The organism is Dokdonia sp. R78006, assembly GCF_042466145.1.
GTDB lineage: Bacteria > Bacteroidota > Bacteroidia > Flavobacteriales > Flavobacteriaceae > Dokdonia.
In genome coordinates this window covers 2,142,457-2,164,781 of sequence record NZ_JAXHBU010000001.1, presented here as the reverse complement: position 1 = coordinate 2,164,781, position 22,325 = coordinate 2,142,457, and the positions used below count along the sequence as shown (strand labels likewise).

General features: G+C 36.2%; 24 protein-coding genes. 16 read left to right on the top strand and 8 right to left on the bottom strand.

Annotation, left to right across the window (positions count from 1 at the left end; translation table 11 throughout):
• Positions 1–149 precede the first annotated feature (149 nt).
• From SJY37_RS09700 to SJY37_RS09670, 7 genes are all read right to left on the bottom strand, one after another.
• Positions 150–1,643, bottom strand: a complete 1,494-nt coding sequence (locus SJY37_RS09700) for a M48 family metallopeptidase (RefSeq protein WP_298325879.1) — start codon at positions 1,641–1,643, stop codon at positions 150–152.
• A 4-nt stretch (positions 1,644–1,647) separates the two neighbouring features.
• Positions 1,648–2,817: a DUF6882 domain-containing protein gene (locus SJY37_RS09695; protein ID WP_298325882.1), complete on the bottom strand. Its 1,170-nt coding sequence runs from the start codon at positions 2,815–2,817 to the stop codon at positions 1,648–1,650.
• A 33-nt stretch (positions 2,818–2,850) separates the two neighbouring features.
• Entirely contained in the window at positions 2,851–3,507 is a 657-nt protein-coding gene (locus tag SJY37_RS09690; RefSeq protein ID WP_298325885.1) for a hypothetical protein, read from the bottom strand.
• 13 nt (positions 3,508–3,520) lie between these two features.
• The gene (locus SJY37_RS09685) at positions 3,521–4,492 is read right to left on the bottom strand and encodes a hypothetical protein (RefSeq protein WP_298325887.1); all 972 of its coding nucleotides are present in this window, start codon (positions 4,490–4,492) and stop codon (positions 3,521–3,523) included.
• Between the two features lie 41 nt (positions 4,493–4,533).
• A complete protein-coding gene (locus SJY37_RS09680) occupies positions 4,534–4,944 on the bottom strand; it encodes a hypothetical protein (RefSeq protein WP_298325890.1) in 411 nt (136 codons plus the stop codon).
• A gap of 103 nt (positions 4,945–5,047) precedes the next feature.
• Complete coding sequence (locus tag SJY37_RS09675; RefSeq protein ID WP_298325893.1) at positions 5,048–5,785, bottom strand: LytTR family DNA-binding domain-containing protein; 738 nt, start codon at positions 5,783–5,785, stop codon at positions 5,048–5,050.
• Positions 5,785–7,515 (bottom strand): histidine kinase, encoded by a 1,731-nt coding sequence (locus SJY37_RS09670; protein WP_298325896.1) that lies wholly within the window; start codon positions 7,513–7,515, stop codon positions 5,785–5,787. Before SJY37_RS09670 ends, SJY37_RS09675 begins: the two co-directional genes overlap by 1 nt.
• Before the next feature lie 389 nt (positions 7,516–7,904).
• Here SJY37_RS09670 and SJY37_RS09665 point away from each other — a divergent pair, with 389 nt between their 5' ends.
• The 10 genes from SJY37_RS09665 to SJY37_RS09620 all read left to right on the top strand — a co-directional run bounded on the left by SJY37_RS09665 (position 7,905) and on the right by SJY37_RS09620 (position 15,174).
• Entirely contained in the window at positions 7,905–8,468 is a 564-nt protein-coding gene (locus tag SJY37_RS09665) for a TetR/AcrR family transcriptional regulator (RefSeq protein WP_298325898.1), read from the top strand.
• A gap of 69 nt (positions 8,469–8,537) precedes the next feature.
• Positions 8,538–9,284 carry an SDR family NAD(P)-dependent oxidoreductase gene (locus SJY37_RS09660; RefSeq protein WP_298325901.1) on the top strand — a complete coding sequence of 249 codons (747 nt, stop codon included), beginning with the start codon at positions 8,538–8,540 and terminating at the stop codon, positions 9,282–9,284.
• 260 nt (positions 9,285–9,544) lie between these two features.
• Positions 9,545–10,192, top strand: a complete 648-nt coding sequence (locus SJY37_RS09655) for a hypothetical protein (RefSeq protein ID WP_298325903.1) — start codon at positions 9,545–9,547, stop codon at positions 10,190–10,192.
• Between the two features lie 89 nt (positions 10,193–10,281).
• Positions 10,282–10,782, top strand: coding sequence for a hypothetical protein (locus SJY37_RS09650; RefSeq protein WP_298325905.1), 501 nt, complete (start codon positions 10,282–10,284; stop codon positions 10,780–10,782).
• Positions 10,783–11,001: 219 nt separating this feature from the next.
• Positions 11,002–11,211: a hypothetical protein gene (locus tag SJY37_RS09645; RefSeq protein WP_298325908.1), complete on the top strand. Its 210-nt coding sequence runs from the start codon at positions 11,002–11,004 to the stop codon at positions 11,209–11,211.
• A gap of 11 nt (positions 11,212–11,222) precedes the next feature.
• On the top strand, positions 11,223–11,924 hold the full coding sequence (locus SJY37_RS09640; protein WP_298325911.1) for a hypothetical protein: 702 nt from the start codon (positions 11,223–11,225) through the stop codon (positions 11,922–11,924).
• A gap of 190 nt (positions 11,925–12,114) precedes the next feature.
• Positions 12,115–12,396 carry a 4a-hydroxytetrahydrobiopterin dehydratase gene (locus SJY37_RS09635; protein WP_013749750.1) on the top strand — a complete coding sequence of 94 codons (282 nt, stop codon included), beginning with the start codon at positions 12,115–12,117 and terminating at the stop codon, positions 12,394–12,396.
• Positions 12,397–12,536: 140 nt separating this feature from the next.
• The gene (locus tag SJY37_RS09630; RefSeq protein ID WP_013749751.1) at positions 12,537–13,265 is read left to right on the top strand and encodes a YebC/PmpR family DNA-binding transcriptional regulator; all 729 of its coding nucleotides are present in this window, start codon (positions 12,537–12,539) and stop codon (positions 13,263–13,265) included.
• Between the two features lie 346 nt (positions 13,266–13,611).
• Positions 13,612–14,691, top strand: coding sequence for a zinc metalloprotease (locus SJY37_RS09625; RefSeq protein ID WP_298325919.1), 1,080 nt, complete (start codon positions 13,612–13,614; stop codon positions 14,689–14,691).
• A 63-nt stretch (positions 14,692–14,754) separates the two neighbouring features.
• Positions 14,755–15,174, top strand: coding sequence for a hypothetical protein (locus tag SJY37_RS09620; protein ID WP_298325922.1), 420 nt, complete (start codon positions 14,755–14,757; stop codon positions 15,172–15,174).
• 82 nt (positions 15,175–15,256) lie between these two features.
• On the opposite strand, the gene SJY37_RS09615 is transcribed toward SJY37_RS09620, so the two are convergent.
• Entirely contained in the window at positions 15,257–16,285 is a 1,029-nt protein-coding gene (locus SJY37_RS09615) for a hypothetical protein (protein ID WP_298325925.1), read from the bottom strand.
• Positions 16,286–16,885: 600 nt separating this feature from the next.
• On the opposite strand from SJY37_RS09615, the gene SJY37_RS09610 reads away from it, so the two are divergent.
• The 6 genes from SJY37_RS09610 (at position 16,886) to SJY37_RS09585 (ending at position 22,303) form a co-directional block, all read left to right on the top strand.
• Positions 16,886–18,277 carry an arginine decarboxylase gene (locus tag SJY37_RS09610; RefSeq protein ID WP_298325929.1) on the top strand — a complete coding sequence of 464 codons (1,392 nt, stop codon included), beginning with the start codon at positions 16,886–16,888 and terminating at the stop codon, positions 18,275–18,277.
• Positions 18,278–18,390: 113 nt separating this feature from the next.
• Entirely contained in the window at positions 18,391–19,320 is a 930-nt protein-coding gene (gene speB, locus SJY37_RS09605; protein ID WP_298325932.1) for an agmatinase, read from the top strand.
• Entirely contained in the window at positions 19,313–20,287 is a 975-nt protein-coding gene (locus tag SJY37_RS09600) for a deoxyhypusine synthase family protein (RefSeq protein ID WP_013749755.1), read from the top strand. The genes speB and SJY37_RS09600 overlap by 8 nt, the downstream gene beginning before the upstream one ends.
• Before the next feature lie 38 nt (positions 20,288–20,325).
• Positions 20,326–20,643 (top strand): hypothetical protein, encoded by a 318-nt coding sequence (locus SJY37_RS09595; RefSeq protein WP_013749756.1) that lies wholly within the window; start codon positions 20,326–20,328, stop codon positions 20,641–20,643.
• A gap of 162 nt (positions 20,644–20,805) precedes the next feature.
• Positions 20,806–21,108 carry a hypothetical protein gene (locus SJY37_RS09590; protein WP_298325935.1) on the top strand — a complete coding sequence of 101 codons (303 nt, stop codon included), beginning with the start codon at positions 20,806–20,808 and terminating at the stop codon, positions 21,106–21,108.
• 133 nt (positions 21,109–21,241) lie between these two features.
• Positions 21,242–22,303, top strand: coding sequence for a pyridoxal-phosphate dependent enzyme (locus SJY37_RS09585; protein ID WP_298325937.1), 1,062 nt, complete (start codon positions 21,242–21,244; stop codon positions 22,301–22,303).
• Positions 22,304–22,325 lie beyond the last annotated feature (22 nt).

Genomic DNA, 22,325 nt, shown 5'->3' with positions numbered 1-22,325 from the left:
CTTATTTTTTTACCACGTATCGTAGCGCATCAATTCCTTATATCAATAAAAAGGCAGCAATATAGTATTGCTGCCTTTCCTTCTTTGGAGCCCCCTAAACCCCATTCTAGCTCTGCTTTCGCGAAAGCGTAGAAATCTTTAAACCGTTGTTAGTCTACTCCTTGTGCGTTGCTTATGACACGGTCTATAAAGTCTGTATTGATATGTAGCAATCTTGCTAGGTTGTATAGCACGATGATCTCGCTGTCATCTATCTCGCCATCTGCATAGGAAATGATAGATAGGTCACGTAGTAAATTTAGTTTTTGCATGACCGAGAGCACTATGTGTAAATCACGTGTGAGCTCTTGCACCTCGCTTATCATCTCATCTTCTGTGAGTCCTTTTATGGTCATCATACAGTTTGCAAAAACCTTAGGCGCTACAATACTGCTCAATGCTTGGATCTCTGAGTCATCTACCACGCCATCTGCATTAGAAATGAGGTAACCTCCTAAGAACATTAAACACTGTATTTTTTCTGAATGCTCGCTTTCGTCCTCTAGGTTTTCTGGCTCCATTAATGACATAATGCGCTTGATTTCTAGCTCCATCGCCTCTTCTGTAATCTCCCCTTTAATGGTATCGTTAAAGGCTGTATAGGTCTCACTCTTATTAAAAAGCTCGAGTGCCTTAATCCTAAGCGGACTAAAAGGATGCGTGCTATACCAATCTGAAGGATCGTGATTTGAATCGTTTAACACTTCCTCAAGATCACTAAATTGCTCTATGTATGCATTAAGCTGGAAGTCTAGAGAATCTGTAGTTACACCAGAAGATAGTTTGAAAAAGGTACGCCCAACGGCTTCAAAATCTTGACAACATAGCAATCCTGCTCTATCTGCGCTTATCTCTGCATTTCTGTTCCACGCAAATAATTTCATCGCGTGTATAGGTGCGAGATCATTCTCACCGTGATCAAGAATCTGTCTCACCGGGTAGTCAAAGTGTTCAAATAACACATGCCCTATCTCATGACCTACCACAAAGGTGAGCTCATCTTTTGAGAAACGCTCTAGTATTCCTGATGAGAGAATGATGTATAACTTATTATCATCTGGTGGATAGCATGAGGCATTAAACATATCACTTTGATATACAAAAAACTCAATATCTGCCTTAAGCTTCAAGGTTTGCTTGCAGTGCTCTCCTATCTCATGGAGCATGGGCGCAAGTGTCTTTGTAAGTCTTAAACTAGATTTTAATAGGTGTTTTCTAGACTTAAACTTGCTATTGCCTTTATTTACTTTTTCTAGCGTCTTTTGAATCAACTCGTCTTTTTGAAAAGCGATTACATAGTCTCTATCTCCATCATATACAAGTAGGTTTAAATCTACATCTGCTCTTTTATTTGTATAAATTTCTGGTTCTTGCTCTACAGTGGCTTTGTGATTGAGTGCATTTATTTCTTCAATACGTTTTGCATATGCAGTCGCTAGCTCTGATGTTATATTTTGAAAATCTACACTTGCTTCTTGCAGTTTTTCATGATCTCCAGATGCTTGTGCATCACTTAGCTCGCTTAACATTTTATCTTGTGCAGTAGCTAGCGCTGTTTGATGTTCTTTTTCTAATGCTGAAAGTGTTTCTGATGTGTATGACATATTGTTAAGCTTGAACGGTTATTTTTGAATTAGATAGTTTCATGAGCCTTCCCTTGAGGTCAAAGATTCCAAGAATTTGATCTTCGCCTTTTTGAGCGATGATGTTATTGCCTGGTAGCTCTACCTCATAACCTTTCTTTTTAAGGTAGAAATACAGACTGTATTTGTGAGGGAAGGAATAGTTTGCAGCAATAAATGTGAAGTGAGAGCATAACAAAGCCGGTGCGGTTCTCACCTTACTCTCTACCTCTTCTGATGTAATGGTCACATACACAGTGATGCCTTTAAAAGGTAGCGCGAGGTAACAGCTTTCCTTTGCCATTACTGAGGCAATGGTCGCAAAATAAATTCCTGGGTCTGAATCGATCTCTAATTTTGGCGCTATAAAATCCTCAATATTACACGCCTTTCCTAATGCTTGTACTGCCTGTGATGTTTGTAAAAACTTTTCTGGGATACCGCTTTGATTATTTGCCCATGCCCATAACCAGCTTTTCTCATTTTCTGAATAGGTTCCTAGTACTTGAATGTCAAAGACCTTATCATCACCAAAGGTTACTTTACCCTCAAGCATGTCACAACTCCATCCTAAATCTTTTACCAACTCATCAAATATTTCTTGCTTTTCAAGTGATAATGCAATAGACTGGTTATACAATTCTTCAATAGTCACTGTAGATTCACCAGTCTCCTTCTGACCACCAGTAGCAGCTGTGTCTGATGTATTTGCTGTGGCAGCTTCTGTAGTTCCCTCTGCAAACTCTTCTAGTTTTTCTTCTAGAAGTGACGTAATGCGTTCAGCTCTTTCTTCTACTTTATCTGCGTTTACCACTGGGCCGTGATTAATTTTCAAAACACCTTCTTCAAAGGTGATAGCGCGTTCTAGATTATGCTCATCATTTTCATTGACAATTACTACGCTCTTAAGACCTGACTTTAAAAGCTCTACTCCCATAGCGTCCTCGCAAATCACCTTAAAGGCTTCTATTAACGGTAAAAAGTAAATTTTAGGGAATGTATCATTATACAGGTGAGAGAAACGATCTTCCATTAACGTGTTCCACTCTATTTGTAAAGGCACTGTATAACCAGCTGCTCGGTTGATTTCGGTTTCTAATTGTGGAAATACTTCTTTTTGAAATGCTTGAATGATTCTTTTTTCTTTAAGTCCCATAATGTTGTGTTTTTATAATTGATAAAATTGTTTTTATAATAATTGAAGTAATTTTTCTTCTAATAATGAAGAAAGGTTTTGAGGCAAGGCTTTGTGTATTGCAATTGATATAGTTAGTGTGCTTGCCTCAATAGTAAGTTGTAATTTTTCTGCTTGTTGTATGACGATGTTGTCAACACCTAGCCAAGCTTCTTTTCCTAAGCTGTCTTTTGTAATTGACTCTATACAGTTTTTAAATGCTACAAATAGGTCTTGAACATTAAGTCTATTGTTTTCCTCTTTGAGATTTAGTGCTTCTACATTGATATGTTTAATCTGACTTCCTAACTGTAATTTTTCATTTTTTAACCAGATTTTGAGTTGTAGTACTGTCAACTCATTTGAAGTGGATGACAATGGTCTACTTATCGCTCCTTGTGACAGCTCCACGACCATTTTTTTAGGTTGTTTTACTGTAACCATTGCAATGCTATGCATGTGTACATAGGATATTTCTTCGTTTTGAGTGCGTAAACAGATAGCTGTAGTGTGATTATCATCTTTTTTTAGATCAATGAGTAACCCCTCTAGGTAGACTCCGTTAGTCAGCGAAATCGCTATTAAAACGTCTTCTTCTTTTTTAAAAATAGACTGTAGGACTCCCTCTAACGTCTGGGCTACAAACGCTTTATAATATGGTGATGTATTCATGATGTAAACTGGTTTATGAGTCCTCTATGAGGTATTTATAATCATCTGGCAATTGCTCCATGAGATCAAGGAATATGTTATCTCGGGAAATCGTTTTATAATCGTAGTATGACATGATTTTTAAATCCAGATCATCATAATCCATTTTTACTAAGAACATACCAGCACCCTCTGTCAAGTTATTAGGATTTTGAGCTCCTTCACGAGGCTTGTGCTTCTCGATAGCCAAGTACATCGAACTTAAATCTGATTGATGTACCCATATTCGGTTTAAAAAAACTGGCGCATTAGGTTTTGAAAATTCTTGTTGCACCATTTGATCAATAGCATCTGCTTTTGTTGATCCGTAATTATTGATGATTATGGAGTTAGGATGATATCTATACGACTCCCTACTATCATCATAATTATTAGGTTTTACAATCAGTTCATAAAAACCTTTTCGCTCGGCTTTCAGCCTGAAATCAACACGTGCCTCTCTCGTCCAGGTATTGGGATATTTATCAATTACACTGCAAATTTTATTTGAGAAGAATTGAAAATCATCAAAGGAAGGATCCTTATCTAGTGTGATGTTAATTTCATGATTAAAGACATTTACCTCCATGGCTACTACATCATCATCTAAGACTTGATACATCTCTTCTCTTAACAGAATTTCTTCTTTTTGATATTGTGTTAACGCCTCAATACTTCTGTCTTCTTCATAAAAATCGGGAACATACACATCATTATTTTTTGCATCCCATCTAAAATTAATGACAATCTCTGGATTTTCTTTAAGGCTCAATTCTACCCAGTAGAGGTTAGGATTCATTGTTGCTGTATTAAAATTCCTTTTAAAAGTTAGGATATCATATTTGTTGTAATGATGCGTGTTTAAATATGTGTCAAATCCTTTTTTTGCGTTAGCATTAGAAACTCCGCAACTTCCTAAGAGCAGTAATACTGCTATAAAAATTAATGAAACAATAAATCTATACATACCAATACTTCTTACTAGTTCTACTTAAATGACACCTTCAACTACAAGTTGTTTTCTAATATAGTAGTGAGCACTTTTGTTCTGCTCTCCACGTTATCTGCGTTTATTATTGGACTGTGATCCAAGGTTAACACACCATTAGAAAATGTAAATCCATTTGCAGGATTGTGGTGATCTTTAGTATTAATAATATGTATTTCTTTTAAGCTCCCGGCTAGGGCTTCCTTACCCATCTCATCTGCGGTGATTGCCTTAAAAGCTTCTATAAGTGGTAAGAAGTAAATTTTTGGGTAAGAATCGCTATAAAGATGTAAGAAGCGATCTTCAAATAATGTATCCCATGCTATGTTAAAAGTAACATCAAAACCTGCTGCTTCAATGATCGCTTTTTGTAGTTGTGGAAACTGCTCTTCTTGAAATGTTTTAGTAAATCTTTTTTCTTTTAATCCCATGATATTTTGTTTTTAAAGTTGTTATCTACTTCAAAACTAAGACAGGGATAAGGGTATTCTAGCAAGCGTTTTACATTCGCTATTTTTGGTTTTATAAGTGCGTTTAAAGTGTATCTAGCACTTGTTTTAAGTACGACTTTTTGCGTGTAGCTACTGGTATTTCCTCACCGTTTGTAAGATGTACTGTATTATTAGCATTAATAGTCTTAATGTACTTTATGTTTACTAAGTGTGACTGATGCACGCGTACAAAGGTGTGCTCGCTTAGTATATTTTCATAGTACTTAAGATTACGAGCGCTCATTATGGTTCTATCTACTGTATGAAAGACCGTATACGCTCCATCAGACTGGCATCGTACGATATCTTTAGTTTGTAAAAAATATTGTGCCTCTGCTGTTTTGATTAATAGGGTCTTCTCAATCTCTTTTTGATTAATCTCTGAGACTTTATCTACCGCATTTTTATAGACTTGCTCTTTTTTATAAGCGACTCTAAATCTATCTATACATTCTGAAAGCTCATCAGAATCAATAGGCTTCAACAAATAATCTATGGTGTCAAATTTTATAGCTTTTATTGCAAATTCATCATAAGCCGTTGTAAAGATTATTTTAAAATCAATACTATCAAGTGCTTCTAGTATTTGAAAAGCATTTCCTCCTATTAGTTCTATATCTAGAAAAACAAGATCAGGACTTTCTGCTTTTAAAAATGAGATTGCTTCTGGGACATTATCAATTTTGGCTATAACATCAATGTCCTTTTGCGTGTACCGTATGAGTTTATCTAATGTGTTTAAGGCATTAAACTCATCTTCTATAATAACTGCTTTAATCATTACTGCTTTAATTTAAATGAGACCTTCGTTCCTGTGGGATTCTTCTGTTCATCAAAGAGATCTTCAATTATAAATGATTTCTCCTCCCCCATTTTTCTCATTTTTAAACGTTCTTTAAAAATAGCGGTTGCGTGTAACTCTTCGGTCACTTTCTCTTGCTTCGCTTTTGCAGATCTTCCTACTCCATTATCTACAATAACAAACAGTAGCTGCTTTGTCTCTTTTTCTATCTTAATCTCTAGCGCTCCTCCTTCTTTTCTTTCTTTAAGGCCGTATTCGATAGCATTTTCAACAAAAGGTTGCAACATCATAGGTGGTACTTTAATCTCTTTAGGATTGATGTTTGGATCATGATGAATTACATAGGTAAATGCATTATTAAAACGCAGTTGCTGGGTTTCTATATAATTAGAAATCATTGCTATCTCTTTATCTAAAGTGATAGACTCCTTCCTTACGTAATCAAAATTTTGCCTGATGAGCTTTGAGAATTTTGCAATATAATTAGATGACTTTATAGCATTCCCCTCTAGTGTAATATTTTGAATTGCTGCTAGCGTATTAAAAATAAAATGCGGATTCATCTGTGCTCTCAGTAAGCTTTGCTCTAGTGTCGTGGCTTTATTTGCTGCTCTCAATTTTGCACTATACACATAAAAACCTATAGCAATTAAGAGTGCAAGAAATAACAAAACGATACTTATTAATAGCCATTTGTTTCTAGCATTAATCTCCTTTTGATGCTCGATTTCTGTTTCCTTTTTCTTTACTTCATAATTGACATTTGCAAACTCTAAAAGATTGTCCTGCTCTAACCTACTTACATCTAGCTGCAGGCTATCTCTAATTATTTGATTATTTAAAGCTTGTGCATAATCACCATAAAAAAGCGAAACCGCCACCAGCCTGTCTCTCACATTAATCTCTTCCTTTGCATTCTTATTAGATTGATAAATATGAAGCGCCTTATCATAATTAACGCGAGAAGAATCAATCTCTGAGGTCAATAAAAACAAATTACCCAGCCCTTTATATGGTGCTGCATTGATAACATTAATATTCTTATTTAACCTGATAGCTCCTCTCAGAAACTGTTCGGCATTCTCATATTTTCCTGCTTCTATATATGTGTATCCTATATTATTGAGCACACTTACTAATATCTTGGGATCACCCTTAGACTGACTCAGATTCATAGCTTCGGAGTAGCTATTTAATGCCTTGTTATATTCTTTTAACTCTAAGTATATACTCGCTTTATTATTCTTTATCGCTATAATAGAAAGCGTGTCTGCTTGCTTGGAGTATAAACTATCTGTTGCCTCTATGTAAGACAGCGCCTTCTCATAATCTTTTAACTGGTAATGCAATTTAAATAATTGATTGTACGCCTTACCTTCTATACGATTATTATCAATGAGTTTGGCTAGGTGCAACGCTTTCAAAGCATAAGCCTGCGATCCTTCTACATCTCCCATATGTAAAGAAGCGCCACTTAGCGTGATTAAGGCGCGACCTTCATTATAACTGTCATTTAAAGCTGTAAATAGCTCATAGCTTTGCAACTGCGTATTAAATGCTTCCTCATAATGATAACTCACATATTGAGCTTCTCCTTTTTGAAACAAAAGTAATGCTCGTTCTCGCACACTAAGATCTTCGTGGTCGTTCAGCAAGCTATCTAGTATCACAATAGATTGCTCAGGTTGTAATTGTACCAGACTATCCATAGCAGCCAGTTTTTTTTCAATACTTGGACTAATCGTATTTTCCTGTGTACAGGCAGCCAGAAGTAACAGTAAGCACACACTAAAACCACATAGCTTTAGTATTCTATAAATTGTCATCATAAACAAAAATCTGGATATTGATTTCATGAGTTAGCACAAGTGAGTACTCATCGTGAATAAATGTGATTGTTATTATTTTCAAACACAATCAAGAGCTCAACAAATATAACCTTATGATGTAATCTATTAAAGATTATTAGAATGTCATCTGATAAATTATAGCCTTCAAAAAATGGATGCTGCCATTGTTACGCTTTCGCGAAAGCGTGACTCAAAACTAAAATAGACAGACCTGTCTGTTTTTGAATATTTTGTGCTACATTTGCTCAATGAAACACGCCGAAGTAAAAAGTAGAATTATAGAAACCGCCTCAAACTTATTTTATAAGAACGGTTATAATGCTACTGGTATCAATCAGATTATTGCTGAAGCTGGTATTGCAAAGGCGACCCTCTACAATCATTTTAAATCTAAGGAAGAGATTTGCTTAGCATATCTCAAACATAAAAACGTAAGCTTTCTTGAAGATTTTGAAGCATTTACAACTTCAAAAAAACAAGGAAAAGAACAACTCCTTGCTATTTTTGACTTCTTGACACTCTTCTATCAGCAGAAGGATTTTAATGGTTGCTGGTGCATTAAGACCGTGTCAGAAATACCAAAAGATAACAAGATCATAAGAGACGAAATCCAGTTACAGAAAAACACTTTCATTGCTCTTATCACAAAACTTGTAGCGGCTAATATCGAAGGAATAAATAAACCTCAAACAGCCTCTCTCGCTAGACAAATCTATTTACTTTATGAAAGCGCTGTAGGAGAAAGTCACCTACACCAAGAAGACTGGCCTATTCTTGAGTCAAAAAATATTTGTGAACGACTTATCACTTAAAAAAATTTGCAACTAAAAAGACAGACTTGTCTGTCTTTAATTCAAAATAAATAATTAAATAATTAAACTATGAAAGAATTTGAAAACAAAGTAGCCTTAGTAATTGGTGGAACAAGCGGTATCGGTAATGCGACTACAAATACATTGCTTGAAGGTGGTGCAACGGTACACGTAGTGGGTAGAAACACAGATAAAATAAGTGATGCTCCTAACCTTATCAAACACACCGTGAATATCTCAAACACGCAAGAGGTAGATGGTTTAGTTGCTAAAATCAGCGAGCTAGAAAACTTAGATTATCTTGTAAATGCTTCTGGAATCTTTGGCCCTAAGCCATTTTTAGATCACACGATGGAAGATTACAACTCATACCAAGATCTTAATAGAGGTTTCTTTTTTATCACACAGAGTGCTGCAAAGAAAATGAAAGCTACTCAAGGTGGTTCTATCGTAAATGTAGGATCTATGTGGGCTAAGCAAGCAGTAAAGGCAACTCCATCTTCTGCATATTCTATGCAAAAAGCAGGATTACACTCCCTCACGCAACACCTAGCAATGGAACTTGCCGAAGATAATATACGTGTAAATGCAGTATCGCCTGCTCTTGTAAATACTCCGGTATACAACAGCGTTTTTGGCGGTGAAGAAGAAGCTCAAAAAGCCCTTGTAGGTTTTAATGCTTTTCACCCTATAGGACGTTTTGGTGAGGCTCAAGACATCGCAAACAGTATTACATTCTTACTTTCTGACAAAGCAGCATGGGTAACAGGTGCCATATGGGACACTGATGGTGGAGTAATGGCTGGAAGAAATTAAATAACTATACATATTCACTCAAAGCCATAGCTCGTATTGTACGAGCTATGGCTTTTATTGTTTATGAGCACTACGTGTTTTTAAATGAATATTTCTCTTTTTCCACCTCTTTGCGGAAATCCGTAGCGAGATTCTAAAAAGAGTTTGTAGTTTCGTCTTGAGAAGCTATGACAATACATTAGACATCATTATAACTGTGTTGTTTTACGCTTTCGCGAAAGTTTAAATTAAGACATTACTAAACATCAACTAATCAATAAATGGACAGAAGAAAACTCAAATCAGTAATAGATCAAAAAAGAGAAAGAAATAAACATTTAAATGTTCAAATCAATTACTTACAAATAGTCGAAGAAGAGCTGTCATATAATAAATTTGTACGCTTTTTTAGCACCACATACCTCATTATCAAACGATTTATATTAATTACAGCATCATTATTTTTAATAATTGCTGGACTTGTTACTTATATCAATCCAGATTGGATATATGAAAACACAAATGTTGATGAATTTTTAATAGCCGATACTGAAAAATATTATAAAGATGTAGCTGGTGAAACATTTAAAGATTCCTTAATTAATCTGTCTACTAGTAATTCAGAAATAACACCCAATTCTATATTTGAAAGTTTAGAATACGGATTCAATAAAGCTATTGAAAATGAAGTGCATGAGATAATTATTAGTTTTGGAATTCTTTCAATCTTTATAGGATTTCTCTTGCTATATATCTCTAGGTTGACTAGAAAACTACGTGCACGAAACAAACAAATCGCAATAGCCGAGGAGAAAACATCAACAGTTTTAAAAGAATTTAAAAATATTTTCAATTCTGAAGAATGTGAATTACAAAATCTCGAAGATATTTATGACTATAACATAGTGGGTGAACAACAACGGAACTAGAAAAACATTCCATTATCATCAACCCCAAACCCCCTATTTTCGCGAAAGCACAACTAATTATCAAATCAATAAATCACTTCATCTCATCAATGAAAAACTCCCTAAAAACAGTACTTCTTGTACTAACCTTATTTGTATATAACACTGCTGTTGCACAAGAAAATTTCCAAAAAACAACACTCGTCAAGAACATCTTCTCTGCATTGAAAAACCAAGATGATACTAAGGTCATAGAAAGTCTGGCTACCAAAGATGACATCTTATACCTCATCCCTATTATACAAGCAAGTTCTAGCGAAAACATACCTGAAGTAGCAACCATAATAGCCAACTTTAAAACAGAAGCAGCCAAGGATTTTAAAGAAGTACTGAGAAAGGGATCGGCCTTTAATGTGCAATGGGAAGACATTAAGTTACAGACGGTTCGTTATGAACCTCAAGATAATAATAAGATTGCTGCTATTGAGAAGGGACATATCATTCTAGTATGCAGTAGCAATGACGTTGACTTTGAAGTTATTTTAAGAAAATCTATCAAAATAAAAGACCACTGGCGATTAATGGATAGAATGAAATTTAGACTGCTGTAAGACCTTTGTTATGATAGAAATCTAAATTCCTACCTCAAGAAGATTGCTTAGACGTGAACCATTACATCTCACTACAAAATAGCAAATGGAACATAATTCTACCCACAACAGGTCCGTTTTAAGGGTTAAAACACCATATTTAGGCGTTACATGATTATTAAATCACATATCCAAAGTAATACCTACTTTACATCAAATTAACACCCTAACCTGAATAATATGAAGAAAACGCTCTACACCCTAGTTATCTTGCTAGCTATTACAGTCAGCTCTTGTCGTGAGAATAAACCTGAAAATCTCGAAGTAGAAACTACGTTACAGACTATTGATAACGTAGAAGAAAATCTTGACCAAACCAACGAAGAGCTAATGAATACATCAAAAGAGACAGAAGAAGCTCTTATGGCGCTTGATTCATTAAACAATTAATTAAAAGAATTATGAAAAATATAAATAGAATATTAGGACTAGTATTACTAGTGCTTACAGTAACAACAGCTTCTGGCTTTGCACAAGGTAAATCTCAAGAAAAACGTAACGCTAAGGTAAAAGCTTCTAAGGAAAAAGTGCAAGAAGTAAGAGAAGATGCAGATGAGGAGATTGAAATAAAGGAAGAGAAATCAAGAAAATTTCAGAAAAAAGGAAAGAGTAAAGCAAAAGAAATCAAAGAACAGAAAGATTTAAAAAGCCCTAAAGATGAAGCATATGAAGAAACAGATGATTATGACTCAAAACCTTTAAAGGAGCAAAAAAAAGAGAAGAAAATAAAGAAAGAAAAGGAGAACAAAGGAAATGCTTATGGCCGAGAGAAAGGTGATATGAGTGGTAAGGAGTTTGGAAAACTTAGAGCAGCAGGTGCAAAGGAAAAAATCCAACTTACAAATGAGAACCTTACAGAAAACGAAGAGCTACTGCGCCGAGGGAAAGAAAAGGTAAAAGAGGCTAAAGATAGAGTTAGCAAAGAACAAGCAGAAAAAGGTGCAAATAATCCAGACGTTTTAGAGCGTCAAAGAAAGATAACAAAAGCCGAGGGAAAACTTAACGAACTTGAAGCCGTGATAAGACGTGGAAAGGAAAATGTTGAGAATAATACGAGAGTCATTAAAGGTCTTGAGAAATCTAAGCCTGACTCGAATAAATAATCCATACAATATTAAAGAGCCTCATCAAATAGTGAGGCTTTTTTAATGGTATATTGTGAGTTTGCCCATTTGGCTTTGCGCGATCAAAGCAATAGAATTTTATAAAATGCATTAACAAAGATTTAATCGAAATCCTATTTTCGCGAAAGCGTAATTATCTATCTTTATCTAGCACTTTAAAAACAAGCATATGAAACTTACAGACGATCAAATCAACAATAGACTAGAAGATTTTCCAGACTGGGAGTATGACGATAACGCGATACACACCACGATTGAGTTTGAAAACTTCCGCGAGGTGTTTGCAACCATGACGCGTATTGCCTTTGAGTGTGAGAAAATGGATCACCACCCTACCTGGACAAATACGTATAATGAGCTAGAAATCTCTCTTAACACACACGATGCAGATGGTGTGACAGAAAAGGATTTTGACCTTGCAGCGGCTATAGATGATATTTTAGGCGCATAAAGGACTATAAATTTTAAAGAAATCAACCGATTTCATATTTTTACCGCGGTCAATACTATTTGTATTGATCGCGTTTTTAATTACACTATTATTAAAAAGGAGATTTTTGCTTACGCGAAAATATCTATTACTTTATATACATGGGAAGAGCATTTGAGTTTAGAAAAGCACGTAAAATGAAGCGCTGGAGCGCAATGTCTAAGGCATTTACACGCATAGGTAAGGATATTGTAATGGCCGTTAAAGAAGGTGGTCCAGATCCAGACTCAAACTCGAGACTACGTGCGGTAATACAGAATGCTAAGGCGGTAAACATGCCTAAGGATAACGTGGAACGTGCCATTAAAAGAGCATCAGATAAGAGTCAAGGCGACTACAAGGAAGTAATCTTTGAAGGATATGCACAACATGGTATCGCCATACTTGTAGAAACCGCTACAGATAACAATACCCGTACGGTGGCAAATGTGAGAGCTGCTTTTAATAAATGTGACGGTAACCTAGGTACCTCGGGATCTGTAGTATTTATGTTTGACCACACTTGTACTTTCCGCGTGAATGCAGAGGGACAAGATGTAGAAGAGATAGAACTTGAGTTTATAGACTTTGGTGCCGAAGAAGTTTTTGAAGATGAAGACGGGATACATATCTATGCGCCTTTTGAAAGCTATGGAGCGATACAAAGCGCCCTTGAAGAAAAAGGAATTGAGATCTTAGAATCTGGTTTTGACCGCATACCACAAGTAACTAAGCAACTTACTCCAGAGGAAGAGGCAGATGTAAACAAGCTTATCGATAAGCTTGATGAAGATGATGATGTGCAAAATGTATTCTCTACGATGCAAGCAAACGCAGAGGAAGAAGAGTAAAAATTATACGTTTTATATATGTAAAGCTTCAAGGTAAACCTTGAAGCTTTTTTTTGCTTTAATGACTGTGTATTTCATCGAAAATACAATTCCCCGAATACTAAATATGCCGAAATACGAGATTTGAAAAAATAATCATAGGCTCACTTAACGCTCAAAAGATTAGAAATATAAAAATATCCAGACTTAATCTATTAAGTCTCCTTTATATATTGTTGAAAATTAGCACATTAAAACAACCATCTATCTACTCTTGAAAAAATTCAATATTTTGTTAATTAAATCATAAAATAATTAACAAATTTTAATACATTGTGATGGTAACCCTATTAAATTTTTGATAATTATGAAGAAAATACTATTTAGCGCTGCAGTATTAGCAATGATGTTTACATCATGTGAGAAGGATCAGGATGAATCTCTAGCAGCAGTAGAAGAACAACAAATTGATATGAGTGACTTCTACTTATATACAGAGGACGATAATTCTGGCCGCTCAACTGGCGGAAGAGATTGCCACTCTATGAAAGTTCTTAATGATAAATTAGATAAGGATCCGTCGTTATATGCAAGCATGTATAATGTAGAGTCTAACGTACGTTCTATTATTAATTCACGCTCAAATGCAAAAGGTAAACCAGGAGGTAAGCCAGGCGGTGGTGACACTGGTGGTGGTGATACAGGTGGTGGCACTACAGATAACTTAGGGACTATTAATATCCCTGTAGTTGTGCACGTACTTTATAGTAACAATTCTGAAAATATTAGTGATGCACAAATCGCATCTCAAATCGCTGTTCTTAACGAAGATTTTACACTTCAAAATAGTGATGCTTCATCAGTACCTGCACTATTTGCAGATAGAGTAGCAAATAGCGAGATAACATTCACACTTGATCAAACTATTAGAAAAGCTTCTTCTACAGCAACTTGGGGCACTAATGACGCGATGAAGTCTTCTGCAAATGGAGGATCTAACGTGGTAACGCCTAGCACACACCTCAATATCTGGGTTTGTAACATAGGTGGTGGAATATTAGGTTATGCGCAGTTCCCTGGTGGTGCTGCAGCTACTGATGGAGTAGTAATTTCTCCTCAGTACTTTGGTAGCACAGGAACGGCTCAAGCTCCTTTTGATGGAGGTCGTACGGCAACTCATGAAGTTGGACACTGGTTAAATCTTCGTCACATCTGGGGTGATGGTCGTTGCAAACGTGATGATTTTGTAGCAGATACTCCTTCTTCTGATCAACCTAACTATAGCTGCCCTTCATTCCCTACTACACACTGTAGATCTACAGATATGACTATGAACTATATGGATTATGTAAATGATGATTGTATGTATATGTTCTCAAATGGTCAAAAGGAAAGAATGAGAGCATTATTTGAAGCTGGGGGAGTACGTAGTGGTTTTATAAACTAACTAAACACTTTCTTTCAAACTACAATACAGCGCCTTTATGGCGCTGTATTTTTATATTTACATATGAAATACTTTCTCTATACCTTCCTCATTATAATGAGTGTTCAAAAATCATGTAGTCAACATACTGATGATAAAATGACAATCAACTACACCGCGCAAACAAGGGGTTTCAATTATGAAATTTCTATTGTCGAGCATACACTTACTTACACAAATAGCTCGGAAAGTATAGTAAAGCAACAACGTGCATTATCTACAGACGAAGTAGCGCAAATAACATCCCTTATTAGAGATATTGATTTACCTCAAATAAAGGATCTAGTGCGACCTAGTACCGGCGCGTATACAGATAGAAGTGCTATAGCCAGTTTGCAAATCTCTCCTTCAAAGAGCGAGATGTATAATTCATCTCAATTTGACCATGGCAATCCTCCTACTCAATTAAAAGCTTTAATTACTTATCTCCAATCATTACTGTAGACTTTTCATAAGTCTGAAATTGACGCATAAAAAAAACCCTCAAGATTTTTCTTGAGGGTTTTTTAATGGAATTATGTGACTACTACTCTTGGTATAAATACAAAGATGAAGCCCCTTCTAGTTCATTGTTTACAGTTGGAGCAAGATCTCCTCCTGCTTGTACGTTTGCATATGCAAGCACTCTACCTCCAGCATTTGCTCTCTCTGCAATATAAACGATATCGTTTACTGCATCATACTCTGCTGCTACTGGGTTACCTAAAAAGGTAGCTGCTCCAGCTACACGCACTTGGTTTCCTGCTACTGCAAGAGTTTCTCCATTTGCTACGGCAGCAAATTTGGACTCAAAGTTTGAAATCACGTGGAAACCACCGTCTGTATCTGATGCTGCATCTCCTACATCTGTAAGAATCATTGTACCATTACTCTCTGCAATACCATGTGTTCTTACAATACCTTCTATAGTAATTCTCTTAGTAGGTGTAATTGTTGCATCTGCTGTGTTTGTTGCTGTAAAGTCTGCAAAAACTGCTACATCAGAAGTTTTGTCAACTACTGCATACAATGTATTTCCTACAAATTCGATTCCCCATAAAGCAAAATCAGTAGTTACCGTGTTTCTTAAAGTAAAGTTTCCTCCAGATTTTTGGAAGATAAAAATTCTACCATCTGCTGTTGCTGGATCACCATCTACGTCTGCATTATCTGCAACTACATAAAAATCTCCATTTACAGCAAGGTCACGTGGACTAACTAATACTGCATTACTACTTACTGTTGCAGTAAGATTAATTCCTGCAGTAGAAAGAAGTACGTTTCCGTAAGCGTTTAATTGTAGTCCTGATCTAGATGCCTGAGTTACCTCATCACTAGAACCATCATAATAGATACCTTCTGCATCTGTAGAAACTGTTCCAAAGCTAGCAGCTGTGATATTTGAAGTGTCTTTGACGTCATATACTGTTACATCACCATCACTATTACTTGATGCATAAAGTTCTGCACGTGAATCTGCAGTTACAACAGTTGATCCTCCTTCATCATCAGATGAACAGCTAGCAGCTACTAATGCTGCTCCTAAAAGTAATCCACAAATTTTTATTGATTTCATAAACGTAATTTTAAAAGTTAAATTGATTATTGTTTTGCATATGTACGTTGAAAAAGGATTGCATGGTTTCATAAAAATTTGAGATTAACACAGTTTAACGATTGGCACACCTATTTGGCTGTCATTTAACGAGCGTAAAATTTATTTATTAACAGTAATTTTGTGAAAATGACTCTCTCATAATCAAAAAATTACATGCCGATTTTAAATCTGAATAAATAGCGTCCAAATTTTAAAAAGTTAAATATTTGTTAATTACTTGACAAGCTATTTCACCAATTGAAATTTGAGTTTATGTTTGCCGCGCAAAATAAGTTTGTTCAATCGAGCTTATTGCCTACTCTTAATGAAAAACAATTTCATATTCGGGCTTAGGATGATTACAAAGTCTAATCCAACAGCTGCCCAAAGATTTGGGAACCGAATGTTATGGCCGGCTTGTACCATCAATATCGCTATTAAGCGTTTAGAGGAATTTGCATTCTCTCCATTTACTGTTTTTATTTTCCGCATCTGAGGTTCATAGACTTAACCTTTTCTTAAAGGGGATATCTCCCCTATTTCTATACCTTTTATACCTTACACTTTTAAAACTAATTAATGAAGACCAAGTACATTGATCTCATCGAGCAGACGTATTATTTCCCACAAGAGGAATTTAACCTTAATAAAAACCACTTAGAGTTTCATGGCATAGACCTTATGAAACTTGTAGAGCAATACGGTGCACCACTTAAGTTTACTTATCTACCTAAAATCTCTGATAACATACAACGAGCAAAAAAATGGTTTGCAGATGCTATCGAGACAAATGGTTATGAAGGAAGCTATAACTACTGCTACTGTACAAAAAGCTCACACTTTAAGCATGTACTCAACGAGGCGTTGTCTAATAATATTCACATCGAGACTTCGTCTGCATTTGACATAGATATCGTAGAGAGCTTAAAGGCTGCTGGAAAAATAACAGACGACACTTATGTAATAAGCAATGGTTTTAAACGTGATAGATACGTAGAAAACATCGCACGCCTAATTAACAATGGTCATAAAAATGCAATTCCAGTAATTGACAATTATGAGGAGATAGAACTACTAAGCAACCAGATTAATGGTAAATTTAAAGTAGGTATTCGTATCGCATCTGAGGAGGAGCCTAAGTTTGAATTCTACACCTCAAGACTTGGAATAGGATATAAAAACATTGTTCCATTCTTTAATAACCAGATCAAAAATAACGAGAAGGTTGAGCTTAAAATGCTTCACTTCTTTATAAATACAGGTATACGCGACACCGCATATTACTGGAACGAGCTCATGAAGTGTATCAAAGTGTACATTAATCTTAAAAAGATTTGTCCGTCACTTGATAGCTTAAACATAGGTGGAGGTTTCCCTATAAAAAACTCGCTTGCCTTTGAGTATGATTATGCATACATGATTAATGAGATCATCGCACAAATCAAACAAGCTTGTGATGATGCAGACGTAAAAGTGCCTAACATTTTTACTGAGTTTGGCAGCTTTACTGTTGGTGAAAGCGGTGGAGCTATTTATGAAGTACTTTACCAGAAGCAACAAAACGACCGTGAGAAATGGAACATGATCAACTCTTCATTTATCACAACATTACCAGATACCTGGGCTATAAATAAACGTTTTATCATGCTAGCTGTAAACCGCTGGAATGAGGAATATGAGCGCGTATTATTAGGTGGTCTTACCTGCGATAGTGATGACTACTATAACAGCGAGCAGCACATGAACGCGATTTATATGCCTAAATACAAGAAAGACAAACCACTTTACATAGGCTTCTTTAATACAGGAGCATACCAAGAGTCTATAGGAGGTTTTGGCGGATTGCAACACTGCCTCGTGCCTTCTCCTAAGCACATCCTTATTGACCGCAATGAAGATGGAGAGATTACCACAGAAGTGTTTGCAGAGCAGCAAACGAGTGAGCAATTATTAGGTATCTTAGGGTATTAAATACGCTTTCGCGAAAGCAAAACAAAAAAATATTAAATCAATTATATAACCACTAACAGTAACAACACCGAGAAAACAACATTCTCACTTTACATCTAACATCTAGTATCACCATGAAAACGTACGCAGGCATACCACAAGAATATGCAGGAGCTGAAAAAGCTAAAATTGTTTTACTTCCAGTTCCTTATGACGGAACTAGTACTTGGGGCAAAGGAGCAGACAAGGGTCCTGAAGCATTTTTACATGCTTCTGAAAATATGGAGCTTTACGACATTGAAACAGGAAGCGAAGTTTACAAACAAGGGATACACCTTGCAGATCCTATCACAGAAAACGCATCACCAGAAGCAATGGTAGAGGCTGTACACAAGATTGTAAAGAAAAACATTAAACGTAACAAGTTTGTTACCATGTTTGGTGGAGAGCATTCTGTATCCATAGGTGCCATTCGTGCATTTAATGAGACTTTTGATAATCTTACTGTGTTACAAATAGATGCACATGCAGATTTACGTGAGTCTTATGAAGGCTCTACTTGCAATCACGCATGCGCTGTGTATGAAGCAAACCAAACTACAAATCTTGTACAAGTAGGAATACGTAGTATGGATGCCATAGAAAAAACAGTGATGAATGAAGAGAATGTTTTCTTTGCTCACGAGATGGCAACAGACGATTACTGGATGGACAATGCGATTGAGGCAATGACAGAAAATGTATATGTAACATTTGATCTAGATGCCTTTGATCCATCTGTACTTTCTGCCACTGGAACTCCAGAACCTGGAGGATTATTCTGGTATGAAACGTTAGACTTCTTACGTCGCGTGTTTGCAGAGAAGAATGTTGTAGGATTTGATATTGTAGAGCTCTGTCCTAATGGAAATAGTAAACCATCTGAGTTTGCAGCGGCAAAATTATACTACAAAATGCTCAGCTATAAGTTTGAGCAAGAAGATGCTGGAGAAGAGTATGAAGTAAGCGGATTACAAGAAATAAGCAAAAAAGTTAATCAAGAAGAAGACGATTATAATGACTAATAAAGGAGCAATATCACAATTTATTGAGAAGTACTATCTACACTTTAACTCAGCTGCGTTAGTAGATGCTGCCAAAGGGTATGAAGCACAACTAGAAAAAGGGTCAAAAATGCTTGTTTCTCTTGCAGGAGCAATGAGTACTGCAGAGATAGGAAAAATCTTCGCAGAGATGATACGCCAGAAAAAAGTACATATCATTTCTTGTACAGGTGCAAACCTTGAAGAGGATATCATGAATCTTGTGGCTCACAGTCACTACAAGCGTGTGCCTAACTATAGAGATCTTACTCCTCAAGATGAGTGGGATTTACTAGAAAAAGGACTTAACCGTGTTACAGATACGTGTATTCCAGAAGAAGAAGCTTTTCGTCGTATTCAAGAGCATATCGTAAAGATATGGCAAGATGCGGAGGCTGCTGGTGAGCGTTATTTACCGCATGAGTACATGTACAAATTATTACTTTCTGGAGTATTAGAGCAGTACTACGAGATAGACATTAAGGATAGCTGGATGTATGCAGCTGCAGAGGCAAACCTACCTATTATTTGCCCAGGTTGGGAAGATAGTACTATGGGTAACATCTTTGCGAGCTACGTGATGAAAGGAGAACTTAAAGCTACGACTATGAAGTCTGGAATTGAGTACATGACATTCCTTGCAGACTGGTATACAGCAAACTCAGAAAAAGGAATCGGTTTCTTCCAGATAGGTGGAGGTATTGCTGGTGATTTCCCTATTTGTGTAGTGCCTATGCTTTATCAAGATATGGAGCGCACAGAAACTCCTTTCTGGAGCTATTTCTGCCAGATAAGTGACTCAACTACTAGTTATGGATCTTATTCTGGAGCTGTACCTAATGAAAAAATCACTTGGGGAAAACTAGATATGGATACTCCTAAATTTATCATTGAGAGTGATGCGACTATTGTAGCGCCATTAATCTTTGCTTACCTCTTAGATATGTAAATAAGGTGTCTCAACACATCTTTAATAATAAACGCATAATGAAAAAACCGAGTAACCTAAGACGCGTCATTGTAGACTATGCAAAGCTCAATGATGATATATTAAATTTATTAGTAGCAAAGTATCCAGATGGATACGAGTCTCATCATATTATCTCTTTTAAAAATGCTCAAGGTGAGATGGTAGATTGTGTAGAAGTAACTACAGAAGACACCTTATACCTTGTCAAAGTAAGTAAGCGCCTAGTTGTAGCGATGGAGGACTTTGACCAAGATGAGTATGACGATGATGATACAGATGATGACGATCTAGATCTCGATATAGAGGATGAAGATCAAGAAGAACGAGAGGATTAAAATTAATTGCAATTATTTTAAAAAATTATAACACCTTTTGTAACATTCTTATCTCCCACTACGTATAAGGTATAGGGTAAAATCCTAGATTGGGAAATCTATTTGATAGTGGTCGCACACGCGGCAATTTTAAATTAACAACACTTTTTAATTTACACTATTATGAAAACAATGTTTATTGCCCTTTTTACAGTGGTTACACTAGTTCTTAATGTACAGACTACAGATAGCGTTACCGCTACTTTTACTGGCTATGCAGAAGGTACTTTCTATTTTGAAGATGCAGATGAGCTTACACATTCTTTTGATGCAATGAGTGATGCTGCTGCAAAGCAATTTGATCTTACTACTGAGGCATTTCAAGGAAAAATGTTTAAAGTAACTTACACTACAGCTTCAGAGATTAATGAAGATGATGAGGAGTATGAAGTACTTTCTATTACTGCTCTTGAGTTAATCAAATAAGCTCAATAACTTTATAACCATAGGGCAGTTGGCAATACCTTCTGCCCTATTTTTATGGATTTGACTCACGCTTTCGCGAAAGCGGTATTCCCTCCACACCAAGTAGTACTCCACAAGTTTAAGTTTTAAATTTATGAATCTTAAAGACGGTGTAAAATCATCAGATAATAAAGTATCCTCAGAAGCGATGGCACTTAGTCTGTTTGTAAAAGACACCACAAAATCACTTACAGACCGCTTAGAATCTTACGAAGACATTATCAACTTAGAAGTAGGTGATACAGGTCTCACAAGAGCAAAATCTCTTGAACGTGAGTTTGACATTAGACAGTTATACATCAAATACGAAGGTGATAACCCTACGGGAACACAAAAAGATAGAATTGCCTTTGCACAAGTATATGATGCGCTGCGCAGAGATTTTCACACCATGTCACTCGCCACCTGCGGTAACTACGGTGTCGCAGTTGCACTTGCTGCAAAGTTAGGCGGAATTGCTTGTAACATATACATTCCAGAATCTTATCACACAGATCGTGTTGTAGAGATGGAACGTCTGGGAGCTACGATTTTTAGACTAGAAGGTAGTTATGAGGACGTAGTTACTGCTAGTAGTAAACTAGCGCAAGAACATGAATGGTATGATGCAAATCCTGGAGGTGCAAATACACCGCTACAGATATCTGCATACTCACAAATTGCTGTAGAGATTGTAGATGAGCTCGGTGACGCTCCACAGTATTGCGCTGCACCAGTATCTAATGGGACATTATTTGCTGGGATTTATAGAGGCTTTGTAAGTTTATACAAACGAGGCAAAACCTCTCGCATTCCTAAAATGATTGCAGCTTCTTCTACAGGTAAAAATCCTATTATTCAATCTCATAAAGAAGGACTAGACCACTGTCGTGATCTTGATCCAGATAAGATTAAAGAAACTAAGTACAATGAGCCACTTATAAACTGGCACAGCTTTGATGGAGAGGAAGCTCTGTATGCTATCCAGCAATCTGATGGAAAAGCATTTAACATTAGTGATAAAAAAATGAGAGAGATGAGTACGCTCCTACTTAAAAAAGAGGGACTACGCATTCTTCCTGCTTCTACTGCTGGACTTATTGCACTCTTAGAACTTGATGAAAAGGAGAACCTCGCTCCAGATCGTTTTGTAGCGGTACTTACTGCAAAAAATTAATTACCACCAGCAGTCGCTGGAT